General features: G+C 62.1%; 15 protein-coding genes. 7 read left to right on the top strand and 8 right to left on the bottom strand.

Going from position 1 to position 19,036, the window contains the following annotated elements; translation table 11 throughout:
- Positions 1-12: 12 nt before the first annotated feature.
- From L7A20_RS00770 to L7A20_RS00755, 4 genes are all read right to left on the bottom strand, one after another.
- Positions 13-423 (bottom strand): hypothetical protein, encoded by a 411-nt coding sequence (locus tag L7A20_RS00770; protein WP_237198304.1) that lies wholly within the window; start codon positions 421-423, stop codon positions 13-15.
- A 68-nt stretch (positions 424-491) separates the two neighbouring features.
- Positions 492-1,142 carry a hypothetical protein gene (locus L7A20_RS00765; protein ID WP_237207437.1) on the bottom strand — a complete coding sequence of 217 codons (651 nt, stop codon included), beginning with the start codon at positions 1,140-1,142 and terminating at the stop codon, positions 492-494.
- A 58-nt stretch (positions 1,143-1,200) separates the two neighbouring features.
- Positions 1,201-2,802, bottom strand: a complete 1,602-nt coding sequence (locus L7A20_RS00760) for a PLP-dependent aminotransferase family protein (RefSeq protein ID WP_237222047.1) — start codon at positions 2,800-2,802, stop codon at positions 1,201-1,203.
- A gap of 185 nt (positions 2,803-2,987) precedes the next feature.
- Positions 2,988-4,439 (bottom strand): glycoside hydrolase family 16 protein, encoded by a 1,452-nt coding sequence (locus L7A20_RS00755; RefSeq protein ID WP_237222046.1) that lies wholly within the window; start codon positions 4,437-4,439, stop codon positions 2,988-2,990.
- Between the two features lie 536 nt (positions 4,440-4,975).
- On the opposite strand from L7A20_RS00755, the gene pdxS reads away from it, so the two are divergent.
- Together pdxS and pdxT are read left to right on the top strand one after the other, a co-directional pair.
- Entirely contained in the window at positions 4,976-5,893 is a 918-nt protein-coding gene (gene pdxS, locus L7A20_RS00750; protein ID WP_185173864.1) for a pyridoxal 5'-phosphate synthase lyase subunit PdxS, read from the top strand.
- A gap of 123 nt (positions 5,894-6,016) precedes the next feature.
- Positions 6,017-6,655, top strand: a complete 639-nt coding sequence (gene pdxT, locus L7A20_RS00745; protein ID WP_237222045.1) for a pyridoxal 5'-phosphate synthase glutaminase subunit PdxT — start codon at positions 6,017-6,019, stop codon at positions 6,653-6,655.
- On the opposite strand, the gene L7A20_RS00740 is transcribed toward pdxT, so the two are convergent.
- The 4 genes from L7A20_RS00740 to L7A20_RS00725 all read right to left on the bottom strand — a co-directional run bounded on the left by L7A20_RS00740 (position 6,652) and on the right by L7A20_RS00725 (position 10,577).
- Complete coding sequence (locus L7A20_RS00740; RefSeq protein WP_237222044.1) at positions 6,652-7,665, bottom strand: TPM domain-containing protein; 1,014 nt, start codon at positions 7,663-7,665, stop codon at positions 6,652-6,654. The genes pdxT and L7A20_RS00740 overlap by 4 nt on opposite strands.
- 200 nt (positions 7,666-7,865) lie before the next feature.
- Complete coding sequence (locus L7A20_RS00735; RefSeq protein WP_237222043.1) at positions 7,866-8,459, bottom strand: putative toxin-antitoxin system toxin component, PIN family; 594 nt, start codon at positions 8,457-8,459, stop codon at positions 7,866-7,868.
- A 53-nt stretch (positions 8,460-8,512) separates the two neighbouring features.
- A complete protein-coding gene (locus L7A20_RS00730) occupies positions 8,513-8,974 on the bottom strand; it encodes a helix-turn-helix domain-containing protein (RefSeq protein ID WP_237222042.1) in 462 nt (153 codons plus the stop codon).
- Between the two features lie 118 nt (positions 8,975-9,092).
- Positions 9,093-10,577 (bottom strand): phospholipase D-like domain-containing protein, encoded by a 1,485-nt coding sequence (locus tag L7A20_RS00725; RefSeq protein ID WP_237222041.1) that lies wholly within the window; start codon positions 10,575-10,577, stop codon positions 9,093-9,095.
- Positions 10,578-10,694: 117 nt separating this feature from the next.
- Between L7A20_RS00725 and L7A20_RS00720 the strand changes: the two genes are divergently transcribed.
- The 5 genes from L7A20_RS00720 to L7A20_RS00695 all read left to right on the top strand — a co-directional run bounded on the left by L7A20_RS00720 (position 10,695) and on the right by L7A20_RS00695 (position 18,625).
- Positions 10,695-11,303: a TetR/AcrR family transcriptional regulator gene (locus tag L7A20_RS00720; protein WP_237222040.1), complete on the top strand. Its 609-nt coding sequence runs from the start codon at positions 10,695-10,697 to the stop codon at positions 11,301-11,303.
- Between the two features lie 53 nt (positions 11,304-11,356).
- Positions 11,357-14,197 carry a YhgE/Pip domain-containing protein gene (locus L7A20_RS11955; protein WP_272879196.1) on the top strand — a complete coding sequence of 947 codons (2,841 nt, stop codon included), beginning with the start codon at positions 11,357-11,359 and terminating at the stop codon, positions 14,195-14,197.
- 196 nt (positions 14,198-14,393) lie between these two features.
- On the top strand, positions 14,394-14,861 hold the full coding sequence (locus L7A20_RS00705; RefSeq protein WP_237222039.1) for a YbjN domain-containing protein: 468 nt from the start codon (positions 14,394-14,396) through the stop codon (positions 14,859-14,861).
- A gap of 2 nt (positions 14,862-14,863) precedes the next feature.
- Entirely contained in the window at positions 14,864-16,696 is a 1,833-nt protein-coding gene (locus L7A20_RS00700) for an HSP90 family protein (protein ID WP_237222038.1), read from the top strand.
- A 27-nt stretch (positions 16,697-16,723) separates the two neighbouring features.
- The gene (locus L7A20_RS00695; protein WP_237222037.1) at positions 16,724-18,625 is read left to right on the top strand and encodes a hypothetical protein; all 1,902 of its coding nucleotides are present in this window, start codon (positions 16,724-16,726) and stop codon (positions 18,623-18,625) included.
- Positions 18,626-19,036 lie beyond the last annotated feature (411 nt).

The following is a 19,036-nucleotide window of genomic DNA, read 5'->3' as shown; positions in this document are numbered from 1 at the left end:
TTCTACCGGCGCCTATGCCGAGGGGTCAGATTCGCCCTTCTTCTGAGCTGCATTAGCCTCGTCAATGCGCTTGGCCAAGCGCTCCTTTTCCTCAGCCTCACGGCGCTTGGTCTCGGCCTCACGGCGGGCCTTAGCCTCCGCGTACAGCTTGGCGGAAGACCGATTAATGCCGGTACCCTCCCCTAGCTCGGGGTCGTTAGGACGTTCCACCAGAATCAGGGTTGCACACATGACCAGGGTGACCACGAAAACGGCGCCCGCAACAGTCAGAGCCAAGACCACGTTCGGGGTGTTATTTGTACCGCCAGTTGCAAAAACCACGATGCCTAAGAAAGCCACCAGGGCCAAGACCGCCGCAATAATCAGCGGACCGCGCACCTGCGCCTTAAACCCACGATTGGGTGATTCACTCTTCTGAGCCAAGACCATTCCTCCTGAAAACAAACTCTCCACCAGTCTACGGGGTGAGCGCCACTTTTGCCCGACAGCTCCTAGCCGCGACGGGCGTCCGCGCGCAGGGTCAGAGCCCCAACTACCAAGAAAATACCGGCCACCAGGGCGCCGCCACCGGCGGTACCCATAATGGCCTTATCGCCAATCTCAGAAACCACGGGCAGGGCAGCAGCTGAAAGCGTCACGATAGTTCCCTCTAGCTGCCAGTCGCGGGCCGCGGGATTGCTGGCTTTAGTGCGCATACCGGCAAGTAGCTTGAGCACACCGGTCAAGCCCAACACACAGGCGGCGATGAGGGTCAGCCAGAACTCCCCGCGGGGGGCCACAAAAGCTAGCACACCACCGGCGGCCTGCACCAGGGCAATAGAGGTAAAGGCCTGGGCGGTGCCGGAATCACCCACGCGGCGCAGGGTTTGCGCTGTCAGATAGGACGCCCCCGCGTAGCCCAGCATATAGAGCCCCAACATGACGGTAATGACGCCCAGGGTCGGCTGCTGCCAAAAGACCGTGGTAAGACCAAAAGCTAGAAACACTAGAGCGTGCACCAGGGTGGGTCCGGTGAGGGCAGCAGCAAGTGCCGGATCAGCCGGACGCTTGGGGGCAGCCTGCTGACCGGTGCTAGCCGGGTGGGGGGTGGAGGGCTTGGAATCGGATTGCTGGAAATCGGAGTGCTGAGAATCAAAAGTCACCCCACCAGTCTAACCAGCCAAGCTGACCGCCGCTGAGCTACCGGCAGCCTGTTACGCGCTACTGGCCTGTTGAGGTATCTCCATCGAAAGAGTAGCCCTCAAGCACCCGCCTCAGGCTTGCCAGCCCAAGAGCCAGTTTACGGTCGCTAACCGCACCAAAGCCTAGAACCAGCCCATAGAGGCCTTCACCGGTTTCTGCCCGGGCTGACCAGTAGTCCCCCAGCGGGGCCACCAGCACACCGGCTGAATGGGCGGTGGCAACCAGGTCCTGTTCAAGGCTTGTGCCTCGGGCAGGGTCCGTGCCGGGGAGGTAAATCACTGCATGCAGGCCTCCGTCCATGGGTAATACCTGCGGACCGGCCAGACCCTCCAAGGCTGTGCGTACTTGCTCCCGGCGTCCGCGGTAAACCCGACGCATGCGCGCTGTATGGCGCCGCACTCCCCCTTCAGCCAGAAAAGCGGTCATGGCATCCTGCACGACCGATGACACCGGGTTGCCCAAATCGGCACGCAGTTCTAGCAGGTCAGCCTGTAGGTGTCGCGGGGCCACCGCATAGCCCAGGTTGAGACCGGGTGCCAGCATCTTGGCAAAGGAGCCAAGCGTCACCACCCGGTCGGAGGCCCAGCGGGCCGGGTGGGCTTCTGCCCCACCCGGTAGGGGCGGGCGGTCAAGAGAAGCTAGAGCCGGTAGGGGGTCGCCAACATAGCGCAGCTCGGAGTCATAATCGTCTTCAACGAGCAGGGCGTCGTGGGTGCGCGCCCAGGCCAGCAGTTCCAGGCGGCGCGCTAGCGGCATGGAAGCCCCCAGCGGGTACTGGTGGCTAGGGGCTATGAGGACGAGGTCGGGCCGGTTAGGCCCCGTAGGCAGGTGGGCAGGGTTGAGCCCCTGTTCATCAACCTCGATAGGTAGGATTTCGTGACCAAAGGCCAGAGGAATGCGATGCAGGGAGGGGTAGCCGGGGTTCTCCACCGCAATACGAAGCGGACGGTTGCGCACCCTGCGCCGCAGGGCGGTAAGAATCAGTCGGAAGCCATCACGGGCACCGGCAGTTACCAAGAGGTCATCGGAGGTGCGTAGCACCGATCGCATGAGTCTCAGGTGCTCAGCCAGCTGCACCCTCAGCTCGTAGGAACCAGCAGGCGGGTAGGCCGTACCGGGAGTGGCAGCCGCCTGCCGCCAGGCAGCCCGCCAGGTGGAGCTTGCCACCAGAGAGGTATCGGGACTACCGGGGCGAAGGTCGATGAGGTCACGGTTAGCCGTGTCAGCAGGAGAGGTGATCGGCACCCTCCTGTGCGCGGACGTCCGCCCCATTTCTCCGCTCCCAGCAGGGGGCTGGACGGGACCCGCTCCTCCCACGGAGGCGGGAACCCCAGGAAACTGCGGGGCACTCAGAGTGAGGTTTCCAGCCACGCGGGTGCCCCCGCGTCCGCTGGTTAAATAGCCCTCACCCACCAGCTGTTCATACGCAAAAACAACCGTTCCACGTGAAACATTCAGGCGATCAGCCAGCGCGCGAGTAGAAGGCAGCGGATCCCCCGCCACCAGAAAACCACCCAGCACCAGAGCCCGAATCTGCTCAGCCACCTGCGACGGCAAAGAACCCGGCGCCGACCGGGACACGCTTACCGGCAGCTGATCAAACCGCGAATACTTCGCCACGCTACACTCCCCTCACATCAAAGCCGCGCTCCCCCGATACTAGCCCACCGGCGTCCGCCCGCCTACACAAAAGTGCCCACCGCGAAGCACACGCGGCGGGCATCTATCCCAAACATAACGAAAAGGGGCACCGGGCTGCTGGCGCCGGTACCCCTCTCGCATCAGATTCTTCCCAGGGAATCTGACTAGCCTACGTACTCCCAAACGCGTACGTAGTCAACCTCGATTGCGCAATCCGCGGTGGTCTCAGCGAGGCCACCCCAGTAGGCATTGCCTGCCTGCATGCACAAACGGATGTTGAACTTCTCACCAGCAGGCAGTGCGGCCTGGTAGCGAGGATCCTCTGACGAGACGAACAGGTATTCAACCCCGTCAAAGAAGAACTTGATACCGGCAGGAGTCTTCTCAACTGCCCAGGTGTGGTATTCATCGGCAAGGTTCTGGCCCAGTACGGGAATCAGGGCGTTCTTCTTAGCCTTGTTACCCTGCTGCTGGCCGTAGTGCACAGTGCCCTCGGAACGGTTGGAGATATCAACCTTCTGCTTGCCGGAAGCGTAGCCGTAGGACTCGGAGATGTCGATTTCACCGAGCAGAGCGGTGTTGTTGGGGCGCATCCAGATGCCGCCCCAGGCGCCGATGTGCTCGGGGGTGGACGCGGGTTGCTTGGCGCGGTATTCCAGGCGGAAGCTCTCAGCGGAGAACTTGCCCATGGTGTCGATGTAGCCGGTGGCCCATTCGCGCAGCTTGCCGTCCTTGTAGGTGACGGGGGTAGCCAGCTTCTTCAGCCAAATCTTGGCGGAGGAGTCGCCCATGGTGACGGCTTCCTTGAGGTTGACGCCGGAGTCGTAGCCTACGTAGGACTTGTCGCGTACGCGCCACTTAGCGCCGTCGATCGCGCCGTTGTTGAAGTCGTCCTCGAAGATGAGCTTGCCCCAGCCTGAGGCGGTCAGGGCACCGCGGTGCTCGCCCCAGTTATCTGCCTTGGACTTCTCAATCTTGACCAGGTGGGTAGAGGGGACGGTACGACCTGCGTAGGCGCTAATACCGGTGCCGACACCCTGGGGGGTTGCGTGGAAGGGGACCTGGTTATCGTTGGATACCAGGCTCTCAACGGTCTGGCCATTGATGATGACCTGAGCAACCAGACGAGTTGCGCGGACAGATAGAGCCAGCTCGTAGGAGAAGGCGGCGGAGGGGGCTGCGGTTGCCAGAACCTTCTGACCGAGTACAACGGTGCGGTGGTTCATCACACGCTCGATATGCAGGGTCATAGTGCCGCTGTGGGCGATGGAGAGCATCGCGGTGTAGTAGTCACGACCGGTGCTGTTGCGTCGTGCGATGACGCGGGTGTAAACGGTACCTGCTGCAGGACGTGAGGTGGTGTAGGTTGCTTCCACCAGGGCGTCTGAGTGCTTGGTGCCTACGGTAGTGAAGGCACGAGCATCGGTGAATGCCTGAGCAAAGGGGGAGGTGTAGTTGACGTCTGCCAGGGGGGTAAAGCGCAGGACGCCTGATGCCAGGCCATTGCCGTTGAGTACCATGCCGGTGTTTGCGTGCGCTGCCTGGGTGGTCAGTGCGGTCGCTACGGCGGTTGCGGCGGTCAGTGACAGGAAGTTGCGGCGGGATACAGAAAGCATGGTTTGGGTCTCTTTCGTGTGTACTTGTTTGGGATGGGAAGCTCTTGGGGAGAGCTGGGGTGGTTGAGATTCTTGGGGAATCTCGGGGTGAACCCTGGGTGGGTTCGTGCGGCTCCTGGGTGGAGCCTGTGGGCTTTGGGTTAGCCCTTTGTGCTTCGGTTGAAAACTTTATAGGACGTTTGGGGGACAAGACAAGGCGAGATGGGGACAAAAATGCCACTTTCCGCATCAAGTATTTTTGTTTTGCCTTGTAAAGTCTAGCTTGTCTGGTGAAAAAATTTTTTGGAAAAAATTTTCAGCCTGTCCCCAAGGTCGGGTTTTTTGGGCAAATCAGCTCATTTTTTCAAAGATTTTGCTGCAGTTTTGTCCCCCAAACCTCTTCACCCTTCGGCATGGAGGGGGCAAAATTTTAGCTTTTGGGGACAAATTGCCCCCTAAAACGTGCTGACGGGCGTCCGCCTCGCTACCTGTGGTCTAAAAACTTTGCTAGAAACTGGCCCTATTCTTAGGCCACATCGGCGGGCACAGTTGAAACCATGACTGAACACAACACCGCAGAAACCACCGTTACCGGCTCCCCCCTCGTCAAGCGCGGCCTAGCCGACATGCTCAAGGGCGGCGTCATCATGGACGTCGTCACCCCCGAACAGGCAAAAATCGCAGAGGACGCCGGCGCCGTAGCCGTCATGGCCCTCGAACGCGTCCCCGCCGACATCCGCGCCCAGGGTGGTGTTGCCCGCATGAGCGACCCCGACATGATCGAAGGAATTATCGACGCCGTCTCTATTCCCGTTATGGCCAAGGCCCGCATAGGCCACTTCGTAGAAGCCCAAATTCTGGAACACCTCAAGGTTGACTACATCGACGAATCCGAGGTCCTCTCCCCCGCTGACTACGTCAATCACATCGACAAGCACGCCTTTAAAGTGCCCTTTGTCTGCGGTGCCACCAACCTGGGTGAGGCCCTGCGTCGCATCACCGAGGGCGCTGCCATGATCCGCTCCAAGGGTGAAGCTGGCACCGGTGACGTCTCTGAGGCCACCAAGCACATTCGCACCATCAAGACCCAGATTGCCGAGTTGCAGGCCCTGCACGCCACCGCCCCCGACCTGCTCTACGTCAAGGCCAAGGAGCTGGCTGCCCCCTACGAGCTGGTGCGCGAGGTGGCCGAGACCGGCAAGCTGCCGGTCGTACTCTTCACCGCCGGTGGTGTAGCAACCCCAGCAGATGCGGCCATGATGATGCAGCTGGGTGCGGACGGCGTTTTCGTCGGCTCTGGCATCTTCAAGTCGGGCAACCCCGAGGCGCGCGCCAAGGCGATCGTCAAGGCAACCGCCTTCTACAACGACCCTGCAGCAGTTGCGGACGCCTCCCGTGGCCTGGGTGAGGCCATGGTCGGTATCAACGTGGCAGACCTGCCCGCCCCCCACCGCCTGGCGGAGCGTGGCTGGTAGTGAATTTTCCGAGCGAGCGAGGAAATAAAAATTCACTACCAGCGCCGAGCATAGCGTAGCGGCGAGGCGAGGACAGGGCGAGCGCAGCGAGCTCCTCTAGACCTTTTGAGAGATAGGATTCCCATGAATGGATACCGCCCTGTTGTTGGCGTCCTTGCCCTGCAGGGTGGGGTCGCCGAGCACGCGTCCCTGCTGGAGAGGCTGGGGGCGCAGGTGGTTTTGGTCAAGCGCCCCGAGCAGTTGGAGGGGCTAGATGCCCTGGTTCTTCCCGGTGGGGAATCGACGACTATTGACCGGTTGACCAGGATTTTTGGCCTGCGCCAGCCCCTCATTGACGCTATCGCGGGTGGCCTGCCCACCCTGGGCACCTGCGCCGGGCTGATTCTTCTGGCTCGGGAGATTGAGGACCCGGCGGCAGGCCAGCAAACCCTGGGCCTGCTCGATGTGACCGTGCGCCGCAACGCCTTTGGCTCCCAGGTTGACTCGGTAGAAACCGAGCTGGCCTGGGGCGCTACCGGGGCGGACGGTGACGGTCAGCTTACCGGCGCAGGCGGGCAGGTACCGGTGAAGGCCGCCTTTATCCGCGCGCCCATTGTCACCCGGGTGGGTGAGGACGTCACCGTGCTGGCCCGTCACGCCGGGCAGGTGGTCGGGGTGCAGCAGGGCCACCTGCTGGGCATCTCTTTCCACCCGGAACTCACCGGCGACACCACCGTGCACCGGGCCCTGCTGGGCCTGGCCAGCCGGGCGGAGGTGTCCTAGAAGCGTCCGCCTCCACCGCCGCCGCTAAAGCCCCCGCCGCCCCCGAAGGAGGAGCCGCTCGAGAAGCTACCCCCTGATGCCCCCGAATTTTCCGGCACGTGATTGCTGCCCGAGTAGAGGTGGGGCATGGTCGCATAGAGGGGCAGCCAGGCACTAAAGGTGGGGGCGTAGCGGGTATAGGTGTCCTTGTTCTCCGCTTCCTGCTCAGCAAGCTCGGCCTCGCGCTGGTCGGGGTCTGCCGGGGCGGTGCGGTTGGCGTAGCGGTATTTGATGTAGTCACGGCGCATATCGTCGGGAATGCTCAGGCCGGGGTTCTCCTCCTTGGCCCGGCGCATCTCGTCCTCGGCATCCCGCTTGACCTTGCGGTAGTCACGGAAAACCCACCCAACAATAATCGCGGCAACGGCACCCAGGGTGCCCAGGACGCCCCAGAGAATCAGGTTGCTATCGGCACTTTCGGTTTCTGCTGCCGTGTAGACCTCATCGATGGTAGCTTCAAGTCCGGCTGCGTAGTTGCCGTCGGTGAGGTAGGGGCCCAGCACGTCGTTGGCGATGGTTTCTGCCTCGGAGTCACTGATGTAGTCCCCGGCGCCGTCTGCTACCGCGATGAAGGTTTCGCGGCCCTGCATATCAATGACCAGCACAGCGCCGTTATCTTTGCCTTGATCGCCGACGCCCCAGGCGTTTCCTAGGTCGGTGGCGTAAGCGGGCAGGTCACCGGGGCTTTGGTCGGTGGTGTAGATGGCGAAGCGGGTGCGGTCGGTGCCCCGGTTTTTCTGGTCGATGAGGTCGTTGAGGGTGTTCTCTTCGGCGTCGGTGAGCAGGTTGGCGTCGTCGCGAATGTTGCCGGACGCCGGCGCAGCAGGTAGGTCTGCTGCTTCGGCTGCCGTCATGGTCAGGGATGCAAGGGCAAGGACGCCCGCCGCCGCTACCGCGGGCAGGGTGGCGAGCCTGCGGTGCGGCTTCTTGTTCTGGATCTGGGGGCTTGTGATGTCGGTCTGAGGGTTCACGGCTGCGTCCTTTCTGGCATCGGGTAGCAGGCTTCTTTACCGGCTCTTACCGCCAGCTTAGCAAGCCTGCTGATAAAAGAACTCCCCCGGCAGAATGAAATAAAGAAAGACTCGTACCTCCTTGAACCCACCGCCCAACCCAGCATGACCCATCAAAGAGCAAGCCCTAAAGTTTTCAATCTGAACCAAGAGACTCCGCATCATAAACGCGGAATTACCACTGTTTGGAGATAACGAGCAAAATTCAAAGCCCCTGCTTGTCGAAGCAAGCTAGGTACAGTTGCATCAGGGTTCCTACGTTCAAGATAGGTTTCCTGTTTTAGGTACACCGAGTCGAGAATCTCTGGGGGTATGAAGTGAGCCATCTGCATAAGAAAGTCATCAGCGCTCATGGTGTCATAGGGCAGAAGGTGCTCCCCCTGATAACTTTGACCAAAAACTATCAGCTTAGAGTCATCGGTAATAAGAGCATCTGCGTTAGATGCAAGCACCGCCGCATGAACATGCGCATCATGCTCGTCAGGGTAACCAGCAGGAATATTTACCTCAAACCCCTCCACGATATCTGTCACGCTAGCCATAATCTGCTGCATATAACGTTGCCGTACAGCATCATCATGGTGTGGATGTTGTTTACGCCAGTGGTAACCAAACTCGTCCAAGATACCCTGCGAAAGATAGACCTGATAAAAAAGATTGTTTGTTTCTATACAGGTGAGGAAAATCCAGTCTCTCAACGTCTTGCTCATGAGTACGTTGGTGTCGAGAACTATCCGATAGATATCGCTGCTCATACCACCCCATCTTAAAGATATGGGTAGCACAAGCAGCGATATTTCTATTTTGTTTAGTCTAAAACTCCAAGCTCTTCGTCAAGTTTCATGAGCTCTTCGAAGGCAGCTTTCTGCTCGGCGGTTTTCGCAGCGAGTAGCTGCGCCCTGTAGGCATCAACATCAGCTGTGCGAACACGCCAGTGGGTGCCTACCTGATGGGCCGGCATCTTTCCCTCACGAATAAGTTTCATGAGAGTCGGGCGAGATACACCAATGCGTCGGGCAGCCACAGTCGTAGTAAGGTCTTTGGGCGCAGCAATCACTTGTGCATGCCCTCCCTGACTAATAATTGACAGAGTTGCTTTCAAAGCAGCGACCAGTTCCGCACCGAGCACTTCACTGGCCTCGCCAGATACAGTCAGTGACACAGACAGCATGGGTGACTTCTCAAGGTGGGTAAGAAGGTTGTGGGCTTCCTGAGCCATAGCTTGGCTTGTTTCGATAGTCGCAGTATTTTTGAGAGCCTGCGCAGTCATAGTATTCCTCGGTAACAGTGATTCTTCGCTTGATGCACCCTCAGACTATCGGATTAAGTGAAATAAGTGCAAGAGTTTTCATTTATTGCACTTATTACAAACTTTGCATCATTCGCATCTAGAAGGTACTTAGTCCCGTCGCCTCCTGGGCGCGGTAGGCCAGGGTTTGCAGGGTCGATTTTAGGACGCCCCCACCCGCCTTGGCTGCGTAGGGCAGGGTGAAGGTGGTTTGGGCACCGCCTACCGGTTCGTTATTCCAGATCAGGGACCAGTAGGCAGAGAACTCCTGGGCTAGGGCGGAGTCACCCGCGGCGCGCACCCGCAGACTGGTTTCTAGGTTGTAATTACAAATATTTCGGCGGGTGAAATTACCCGACCCGCTCAGGAGCTCAAAGCTGCCAGAATCTGCCGGGGCGGGTGCGTCCACCCCTCGGTGAACCGCCAGATACTTGGGGTGGAACTGCTCGCCCCCTGTGGCGTACCAGCGCACCTGGACCCCGGCCCGTACCAGCTCTCGCGCAACGGGCAGGGCGGGCAGGCCGGTTTTTGTGCGGCCGAAGGCGTCAATGTTGAGGTCGAGCACCACCTGCACCGAAGCGCCACGAGCTGCGGCAGCCTTAAGCCCGGCAATGACAGTGCGCTCCGATAGATAGAACATACCCAGGCAGACCCTGTCCCCCGCGCCGACACCAGCCAGCAGCTCCAGCACCGCAGTGCGAATACCGCCCTCGGTCACCAACTGCACCTCAGACGCCTGCCCCGGGAGCTTAACACCCCCAGCAAACCTTAGCCCCCGCAGGGAACGGGCAAGGTCGGGAGCAGAAAAGTCTAGAACCGCCAGCTCACTGGCCAGCAGGTCGCCCACCACAGCACCGGTGACCCGCAAACCCAGGTTGGAGTTGGGCGCAGAGGCGTCGTGCGGGTTGGCAGACGCCACCACAGCCTCGGCCTCAGACAGGGCCACCTTGCGGTGGTTGGCCTTGAAGTTAAAGAGCCTGGCGTAGGCATTGGCAGAGACGCGCGGCCCACCCGGTGCTAGAGCATTGGGCAGTACGGCGGGGAGCTCCGGCAGGTGTGCCAGGGCCGCCCGGTAGAAGCCGGAGTAGGCGGGGTTAGAGTCGCGCAGGGCCTCTAGCCGGGTTTCAACCACCTGCACCCCGGCGGCCCGCAGTCGCTCTAGATGAGGCAGGGGGTAGCTGCCGTAGAAGGTGTTGATGGGGTCGGTAATGAGAACGATGGGCATATCGGGGGCGGCAGCCCGCTTGGCAAGAAGGGCCTCGGTGAGGCGCTGGGAGAGGGCCGGGTAGGTGCGCCCGCTGGAGCGGTCATAGTCGCTATTGAAGAGGAACATATCGAGCACCAAGAAGCTTGTAGCCCGCTCAATGACCCCCTCAACAGCGGTGAAAATCTGCTGGTCAGACCGGCTTTCACCGGCGGCCGTGTAGGTGAGGTCTGCCAACAGCTCTACCTGCCCGCTTCGCCAGGGCCCGGTAACACCCAGGCCAGCTGGCAGGGGTTTGTAGCGGTGATAGAGGACGGACGCGGCTGCGGCAGCACCGCAGGCCAGAGCGGCAAAGGCGAGGGGGCGGGGCAGTGTGCTCATGCCTATAATCTACCTAGACAGCTATTTCTTATCTCACACACCCACCGCTTGCCGATATTTTTTACAAGTGTAAACTTTACATCTGTAAGAAAAAATTGTTGGCAGAGGATACCCGCTATGACCCCAACCCTGGCACCCGCCGCAGAGGACGCCCGCGCCGCCGACCCGCGTCCGGCCCGCTCCCGCGCAGCCCTCATCGACGCCGCCACCGAGGCTCTGGCTACCAGCGACCCCGGCAACCTCAGCATCACAACCCTGGTCAAGACCGCAGGGGTCAGCCGCCCCACCTTCTACCAGCACTTCGCCGACGTGCACGAGCTCATTCACGCCGCGGCCCTCACCAAACTCAGCGCCGCCTTCGACGCGTTACTGCCCGCCGACCCCACCGCGTCCGTCGCTGTCTTTACCAGCGAGGTCAGCACCAACCTGCTCAAGCAGCTACAGGTCGACGCGGATTTCTACCGCAACGTGCTGGCTATCTCGGGCAACTCCTCCCTGGTCGCCGAACTCGTCGACTTCCTCAGCCACCGTTTTCTCAGCCGACCGGCCGTTGCCGAACGTTTCATCACCAAGAACCCCGACCTCACCAGCGACTACACCCAGTTCGTTGCTGCCGGAGTTGCCTGGCTGGCCGTCCGCTGGCTGGCCACCGACTTCACCGGCGAAAACACCGCAGAAGCCACCGGCGAGCGCCTGGCCCAGATGATGCAAGCCGTGATTTCCTAACCCGAGAAACAGACTTTTCACGATCCCAACAACCCGAAAGTAGGTGAGATCCCGTGCCCTCAACACGCGCTAAACGCCCCAAGCTGCACCCGCATCGCTTCAGCCCCATGAAGTACCTGGTACTGCTGGCCGTTATTATCATCCCCTCGATTTACTCAGGCATTCTAACCTGGGCTAACTATGACCCCACGGGCACGATTGACGCCGTTCCGGCAGCGATTGTGAATGAAGATTCACCGGCAACCACAGCCACCGGCAGCACCCTTAACCTGGGTCAAGACCTCACCGACGAGCTTCTGAGCAACGACAGCAAACAGAATTTTGACTGGTCGACCATGAGCGCAGACGAAGCGCAGACCAAGCTCGAAAACGGTGACATTCAGGCTATTTTGACGATTCCGTCTGACTTCTCTGCGAATGTAGCGTCGGTGTCTGAAAACGACGCGGCGGCAGCCCAGACCGCCAAGCTAAATATCACCACCAATGACGGCTCCAACATCATCTCGGGCAATATCGCCAGCTCTCTGGGCACGGCGGTCACCGACACCCTGGCCAGCCAGGTGTCCACCGAGTACCTCAACAACATCTACGCGGGCTTCACCGATATCCACGACTCCCTGGGGCAGGCAGCGGACGGCGCCAGCCAGCTCGCTGATGGCTCCACCAGCGCCAAGGAAGGCTCCGACGAGCTCGTGGTGGGCCTGACCGACTTGAAGTCCGGTACGAGCGAGTTGAGCTCGGGTGCAGCCTCTTTGGCGGACGGCGCGACCCAGGTTAATGACGGCGCAACCTCCCTCGCCTCGGGCGCAGCGTCCCTGTCGGACGGCGCGACCCAGGTCAACGACGGAGCCTCATCCCTCGCATCCGGCGCAACCCAGGTCAACGACGGAGCCTCATCCCTCGCATCCGGCGCAACCCAGGTCAACGACGGAGCCTCATCCCTCGCATCCGGCGCAACCCAGGTCAACGACGGAGCCTCATCCCTCGCATCCGGCGCGACCCAGGTCAACGATGGAGCCTCATCCCTCGCATCCGGCGCCGATAGTGCCGCCAGCGGAGCCGCAACCCTCGCTAACGGCCTGAACCAAATCAACGACGGCGTCTCTGCCCTACCTTCCCAGCTACCGGCCCTCACCGACGGAACGAGCTCCCTGGCGTCCGGCGCGAGCGACCTCGCCACCGGCGCTCAGAACCTTGAGGACGCCGCCGGGCAGCTCGCCAGTGGAAGCACCGCAGTCTCTGACGGCGCCGACGCAGCGGTCAAGGGTGCACAAACCCTTGCCGACGGCACGCAAGCTCTCCACACCGCCACCGGTACCCTCGCGTCCGGCGCGAGTGATCTAGCCAGCAGCTCCCAGCAGCTCATCGATAACTGGGGCTCCCTCAGCGACGCTCAAAGGCTTGCCGCGCTCCAACAGATTAACGCCGGTGCCACCACCCTCTCGGAGGGTGCGAGCGCCGTGGATAGCGCATCAGGCGACCTCGCTACCGGTGCATCCTCCCTCGTCGGCAACGAATCGGGCGGGTTGACTAAGCTTGCCGCCGGCGCTTCATCCCTTGAAAGCGGAGCCGGACAGCTCGCCGCTGGCGCAACCTCCCTCTCTGACGGGGCCGACACCCTGGCCGGCGGGGCTGCAACCCTCAATGACAAGGCCGGTTCTATGGCGAGCGGCTTGAGCTCGCTAGCCACCGCAATTTCTCAGGCCAATGACGGTGCCTCTGCCCTGGCTGACGGCACAGGTACCCTGGCCTCCGGCGCGCACAGCCTCGCTGATGGAACCAGCTCCCTGGCATCGGGTGCGGGGACGCTGGCTGATGGAACCAGCTCCCTGGCTTCCGGTGCGGGAACCCTGGCTGATGGAACCAGCTCCCTGGCTTCCGGTGCGGGAACCCTGGCTGATGGAACCAGCTCCCTGGCATCGGGTGCAGGAACCCTGGCTGATGGAACCAGCTCCCTGGCGTCCGGCGCAGGAACCCTCGCCGACGGTGCAGGAACCCTGGCCGACGGTACCAACTCCCTGGCGTCCGGCGCAGGAACCCTCGCCGACGGCACCCAGACCCTGGGCGAAGGCGCAGGATCCGCCGTTGACGGAGCCACCAGCCTCTCCAACGGCCTCAGCGACCTGAACGATGGTAACAGCGAGCTAGCGACCTCCCTGGGGGACGCCGTGGGGCAGGTTCCCAGCTACACCACCGACCAGGCCAGCGAACTCAGCGCGGTCACCAGCGACCCCGTCACCATTGAAAAGACCCGCCTGAACGAGGTGTCCACCTACGGCCACGGCCTGGCTCCCTACTTCATGACCCTGGGCCTGTGGGTTGGCGCTATCGCCTACTTCATGATGTACCCGGCGATCTCCAGCAAGTTCGCCCGCGGCGGCCACTCCGGCCTGCGCACCCTGCGCGGTGCCCTGGTGCCGGTACTCTTCATGGGTATTCTGCAGGGAACCGTCATGTCGCTCATCATCCACTACTGGGTGGGCATTGAAGAGGTGAACTTCTGGGGCCTGACCGGCTTCGCTATTCTGACCTCTATCACCTTCCTGGCTATCAACCAGGCCCTGATTGCCCTGCTGGATGCTCCCGGCCGTTTCATCGCTCTGATTCTGACCGTGGTTCAGATTGGCGCGGCGGGTGGTACCTACCCGATTGAGACAGCCCCTGCCTTCCTACAGGCTATCCACCCCTGGCTGCCGCTGACTCACGCGCTGGAGGCTTTCCGCTCCCTGATCGCCGGTGGCTCCATCGGTATTGCAACGGGTATTGTCTGGCTGCTGGGCTGGATTGCCCTGGCTGTTGCGGGCACTGCCCTGAGCATCTGGATTCGCCACCGCCGCGAAGATAAGGCAGAGGCCGAACGCCAAGCCCGCCGGACCGTCCTGGCGAGCGCCTAAAGAATCAAGGCCCCTAACCTACGCCCTTTCGTTTCTACCCCGGTGTATCACCCCGGAGGCAGGAGCGAAGGGGCGTAGAGGGTTAAAGGGGCCACCTATAAATAACAGGCTAGCCCTCCACCCCAACCCCACCTTCGCCCGAACCTATAGGATAGAAGGAACCGCACCACTATCTTCCACCGTTGAAAGAGGAACCATGGGGTACTTTGAGTCCGTCCAGTCTGCCGCGCAGCTGCTTAAGCCGCTCACCGATGAGCGTATGTTGCAGGCTCTTGACCGCCTTGAGGTGGACTACGAGCTGGGCGATGACGGGGCCGCTGTGTTCCATTTTGAGCGGGGCTACTTCTACTACACCCTCTCCAGTAACGCCAGCCGCGACCTGCTGAGCGTGCGCGGCAGCTACCGGGGCACCTTCCCCTTCGAGGCGCTGCCCGCCCTCAACGAGTTCACCAACGCCTGGAACCAGCAGAACCTCTTCCCCAAGGTCTTCCCCTACCGGGTTGAAGAGGAGGGGCAGGGGTTTGTGGTGCTGCCGGTTGAGCTGAGCATGGTTTATGCGGGCGGGGTGACGGACGCCCAGCTGGATGAGCACCTGCGCGCTGCCCTGCAGACTTCGCTGGAGTACTTCGAGACCGTGGCCTCCACCTTCGGCGGGGAGGAATAGCCTTGTCACAGCGCTTTAAAGTTGATTTGGGCGGCTTGGTTGAGCTGCTGTCGAAGAACCTGTATTCGGGCCCGCAGGTTTACCTGCGCGAGGCGATTCAGAACGGGGTTGACGCTATTACTGCCCGCCGCGAGCAGGACGTCGACGCTCCCGCCCGGGTGCTCCTGGAGCCCTGGGAGGACGGCACCGGCATCACCATTACCGACACCGGCGTGGGTCTGACGGCCGAGCAGGCTGAGGAGTTTCTGGCGACGATTGGCCGTACCTCTAAACGCGATGAGGTCTTTAACGAGGGCCGCGCCGAGTTTTTGGGCCAGTTCGGTATTGGCCTGCTGGCCTGTTTTTTGATTGCCGATACGGTTGAGGTCACCTCTCAGAGCGTGCTGCCGGGGGCTGCTCCGGTGCGCTGGCTGGGCCATGCGGACGGCACCTTTGAGGTGCTTCAGCTCGCTGGCGGTGAGGACGCCGCCGGGCAGGTTCCCGAGGTCGGTACAACGATTCGCCTTAAGGCGCGGGCGGACGCCGCCCACTGGGTTGCCGAGGAGACGGTGGTGACGCTGGCGAGCGACTACGCGGATATGCTGCCGGTCGAGGTGGCGGTTCGGGTGACGGCTGCCGGCCAGCGGATCTGGCGTCGTATTTCTCTGCCTGCCCTGCCCTGGGCGAAGGGGGAGGGCGAGCACCAGCCCAACCAGCACGAACGGGCCCTGGCCCTGACTAACTACGCCGAGAAGACCCTGGGCTTCACGCCCCTGGCTGCTCTTGAGCTCGAGGTGCCCGCCACCGGCACGACCGGTGTGGCCTATGTGCTGCCGCAGGCTGTGTCACCGGGTTCAGGCCGCCACCGCGTCTACGTGAAGAACATGCTGGTGAACACCCGCGAAGACACTCTGCTGCCCGATTGGGCTTTCTTCGTGCGGGCCGTGGTGAACTCGGAGTCCCTGACCCCAACGGCCTCCCGCGAGCAGCTGCGCGAGGACGAGATTCTTCTGCTCACCCGCGAGGCGATCGGTGAACAGCTCAAGACCTGGATTACCGCTACCCTTTCTGAGCCCAGCGCCCTGCGCGACCGCTTTGTCGAAACCCATTCCCTGGCCCTGCGGGCAGTGGCCCTGGCTAGCGACGACATGCTCGATGTGGTGGCGTCCTCCCTGCCCTTTGAGACCACCGGCGGCATCGCCACGCTCGCCCAGGTCATTGAAGAGACCGGGCAGGTGCTCTACACCCCCACCACCGAGGCCTACCGCCGGGTGGCTCCGGTGGCGCGGGCCCAGGGGCTGTGGGTGGTCAACGGCGGCTACGTCTACGACGCCGACCTACTGGCTAAACTGGCTGACCGCCCCCGCTGGAAGGTCACAGAGCTGACCAGCAAGGACGTCACCCAGACCCTGGCAGCCGTTGAGATGGAACGCGAGTTCGAGGTGCTGCGCGGCCTAGAGCGCGCCCGGGCTGTGCTCGCCGCCCAGGACTGCGGCGTCCTGCTGCGCACCTTTGACCCCGCCGAGGTACCCGCGGTGCTGCTGCGCGATGCGGACGCCGAACGCGCCCGCGACCTGGCCCAGGAGGCCGAGGACGCCGGTGGCGCCTGGGGTGGGTTACTGGGCTCCTTTACCGAGGCGGCAACCGAGCCGACCCGCACCCTGGTGCTCAACGATGCCAACGAAAATACCCGCCGTCTGTTGCACCAGCCGGAGCACGCGTCCTTTGAGCCGGGCCTGACGACCCTCTACCTCTCTGCCCTCATGCTCGCCGGTGAGGGCCTGCGCGGGGCTGAAACCAACCTGCTCAGCGATAGCCTGGCCCAGCTGCTTGAAGCTGCCCTGCGCCAGCCCTAAAGATAGCTACCAACAAGGGAGAAGACTGTGTGGTCCACCCACGAAGCCGCCCAGAAAATTGCCGCAACCCGCGACCTGCCCTACGGTAGTGCCCGCACCGCCGCCATGGAGTACATCACCCGCACTCTAGAACGGGAGGGCCCCGAATCCATGCTGCCCGAGGCCTACCTCAACCTGGTGGAGGCCTATGTTTTTGGGCAGCCGACCCCGGCGTCCTTTGCGGTGTTCTCTAAGCTGTTGCGTCTCTACGACGCCCACCCCGAGCACTTTGACGAGTTCACCGCCCGCACCCTCTTCTGGCAGTTCAAGTGGATTATCGGCGATATGACCGCCTACCCGCAGATCTCTAAGGAGCAGGCGCGTGAGCTGCTCGATGAGATGCGCCGCCGCTACCGCCTGGCGGGCATGGGCGAGATGGCCCCTGACCGGGCCGAGTACATGTGGGCTGCCCATATTGGTGAGGACGAGGCCGCCGAGACCTGGCGCGCCCGCTGGCTGGCGCACGGTGAGGACGAGATGGACTGCGGCTCCTGCAGGCACGGCGGGATTCTGCGCGACCACGTGACCGACGGGGAGTTTGAGGCGGCCGTCCGCCTGGGTGCCCCCACCGAAGATTTGTGTAACCGGGAGCCTGCGGCTTCCCACCGGCAGCTGGCCCTTGCCTACCTGCACCTGGAGGACGGCGAAGCAGCCGGTCGTCACCTACTGCGAGCAGCGGCCAACCGCGACCAGTATGATCCGGACGACCTGGGCGTTGAGTTTGAGGTGCTAGCTCGCGGCCAGAACCTTCAGGCAGCCTTTGACCTGCTGGCTGACCACGGCAAACGTGCCCTTGACCTGGCGGGGGATCCCGGCGATAACCGCAACTTCCTGCGCTATATCGTCGCTGGCCTGGCCTGGGCTTTAGAGGACCACGAGGATATGCCCACCGGTCTGCGGCCTGCCGGTCAGACATCGCGGGCGACCCTGCGGGAGCTTTACGACTGGGCACTGGCCGAATCCCGGCCGCTAGCGCAGGCCTTTGACCGCCGGGCGGGTAATACCCGGTTCTCGGAGTCCCTGGAGGCCGCCACCCAACTGGATGCCCTGACACCCATTGTGCTGCCTACCGGGGCGGACGGGGCCGGTTCGGCTAGTTCAGCTGGTTCGGCTAGTTCAGCCAGAGCGGACGCCGCTGCGGGTGCGCAGACCCAGGGTGAGGGCGTGGAGGGGGCTGCTCCCCTGTCCTTCACCCCGGTGGAGTCTTACCTGGCGGTGGCCCGCGAGCATGAGTCTGCGGGGGCTTCCCTTGAGGCGGGTCTGGCCTACGCCGAGGCTGCTTTCTTGGTGCTGGCCGGTGGGCCTGTCACTGGGGCACAGGCGCTTGAGGTCCACAGGTTCTTTGAGACGGCCTGGCCCCTGCTAGCGGACGGCAGCGCCGCCCCGGCCCTGCTGGCCGAGGTAGTGCGCGTGTGGGCACCGGTTGCCGAACGTGCCAATGAGCTTGAAGCCCTTCGCACTCCGGTGCGTGAGCTACAAGAGCTGGCCCAGCAGGCTCTTGCCCCAGCCCACGGTGACCAGGGCGGGGACGCCGCCCCGGGCGTCCGCCCCGACCTGCTGGCTTTCCTGCTGGCTCAGGATTTCGCCGCCCGCCTTTCGCTGGCGACCGGTGAGTCTACCGGCCAGCAGCTCGTGGATGAGCTGGTTGAGACCTACCGTGAGAACGAGTCTCTGGAGCGGGCAGCCCGCCTACTGATGGTTGCCGCTGAAGCTGCGGCTACCGCCGGGCAGAGTGAGTTGGCGATTGGCCGCTATGAGTTGGCGGCGGAGTTTTTTGAGCCTTTGAGACTGAAGAAGTCCCGTGCTGCTGCCCTGGACGCCTGCATTGAGCTGCTGCGCGCCACCGGCCAGGAGCACCGCGTCGAAGCCCTGCTGGCTGAGCTCATGTAAAAAGAATCGCCCGTAAGAGCCTCGAAAGGATAGCTCCCATTGCGAATCTCTTACGGGCTATTGCTCAGTTCCTTGACGCTCTCTCACACTTCTTCAACTAAGTGAGAGTAGCGACCATAGCAAGGGGCGGCCTGTCACGCACCAACGTGGCGGGTTGCCCCATCTTTGTATCTCTACAAATCTACCTGTAAGCCCAGGCCTTGATAACGGAATCGTCTACGTCTGACGCTCTACTTTCGGGGGAAAGCTACACACTCTGGCCACCCCTATCGACTCCACATCCCTAAATTTTTTTGTGTCTCTTGACACATTTTCACACAATGATTAGTCTGAAAATTGCAAACATTAGATTTGCATCACAACACATCAACCGTCCCTCTCCACTTAAGGAGCAATCCTATGGAACCCAGA

Source organism: Rothia nasimurium, from assembly GCF_928381415.1.
Lineage (GTDB): Bacteria > Actinomycetota > Actinomycetes > Actinomycetales > Micrococcaceae > Rothia > Rothia nasimurium_H.
Note: the sequence above shows the minus strand (reverse complement) of the source record. Positions and strands in the feature narration are given on the sequence as shown.

Excerpts from the sequence above, each read along its gene's own strand:
- L7A20_RS00720 (WP_237222040.1), top strand. The coding sequence starts at position 10,695 with ATGACCCCAACCCTGGCACCCGCCGCAGAGGACGCCCGCGCCGCCGAC.
- L7A20_RS00725 (WP_237222041.1), bottom strand. The coding sequence starts at position 10,577 with ATGAGCACACTGCCCCGCCCCCTCGCCTTTGCCGCTCTGGCCTGCGGT.
- L7A20_RS00730 (WP_237222042.1), bottom strand. The coding sequence starts at position 8,974 with ATGACTGCGCAGGCTCTCAAAAATACTGCGACTATCGAAACAAGCCAA.
- L7A20_RS00735 (WP_237222043.1), bottom strand. The coding sequence starts at position 8,459 with ATGAGCAGCGATATCTATCGGATAGTTCTCGACACCAACGTACTCATG.
- pdxT (WP_237222045.1), top strand. The coding sequence starts at position 6,017 with ATGAATGGATACCGCCCTGTTGTTGGCGTCCTTGCCCTGCAGGGTGGG.
- L7A20_RS00705 (WP_237222039.1), top strand. The coding sequence starts at position 14,394 with ATGGGGTACTTTGAGTCCGTCCAGTCTGCCGCGCAGCTGCTTAAGCCG.
- L7A20_RS00755 (WP_237222046.1), bottom strand. The coding sequence starts at position 4,439 with ATGCTTTCTGTATCCCGCCGCAACTTCCTGTCACTGACCGCCGCAACC.
- pdxS (WP_185173864.1), top strand. The coding sequence starts at position 4,976 with ATGACTGAACACAACACCGCAGAAACCACCGTTACCGGCTCCCCCCTC.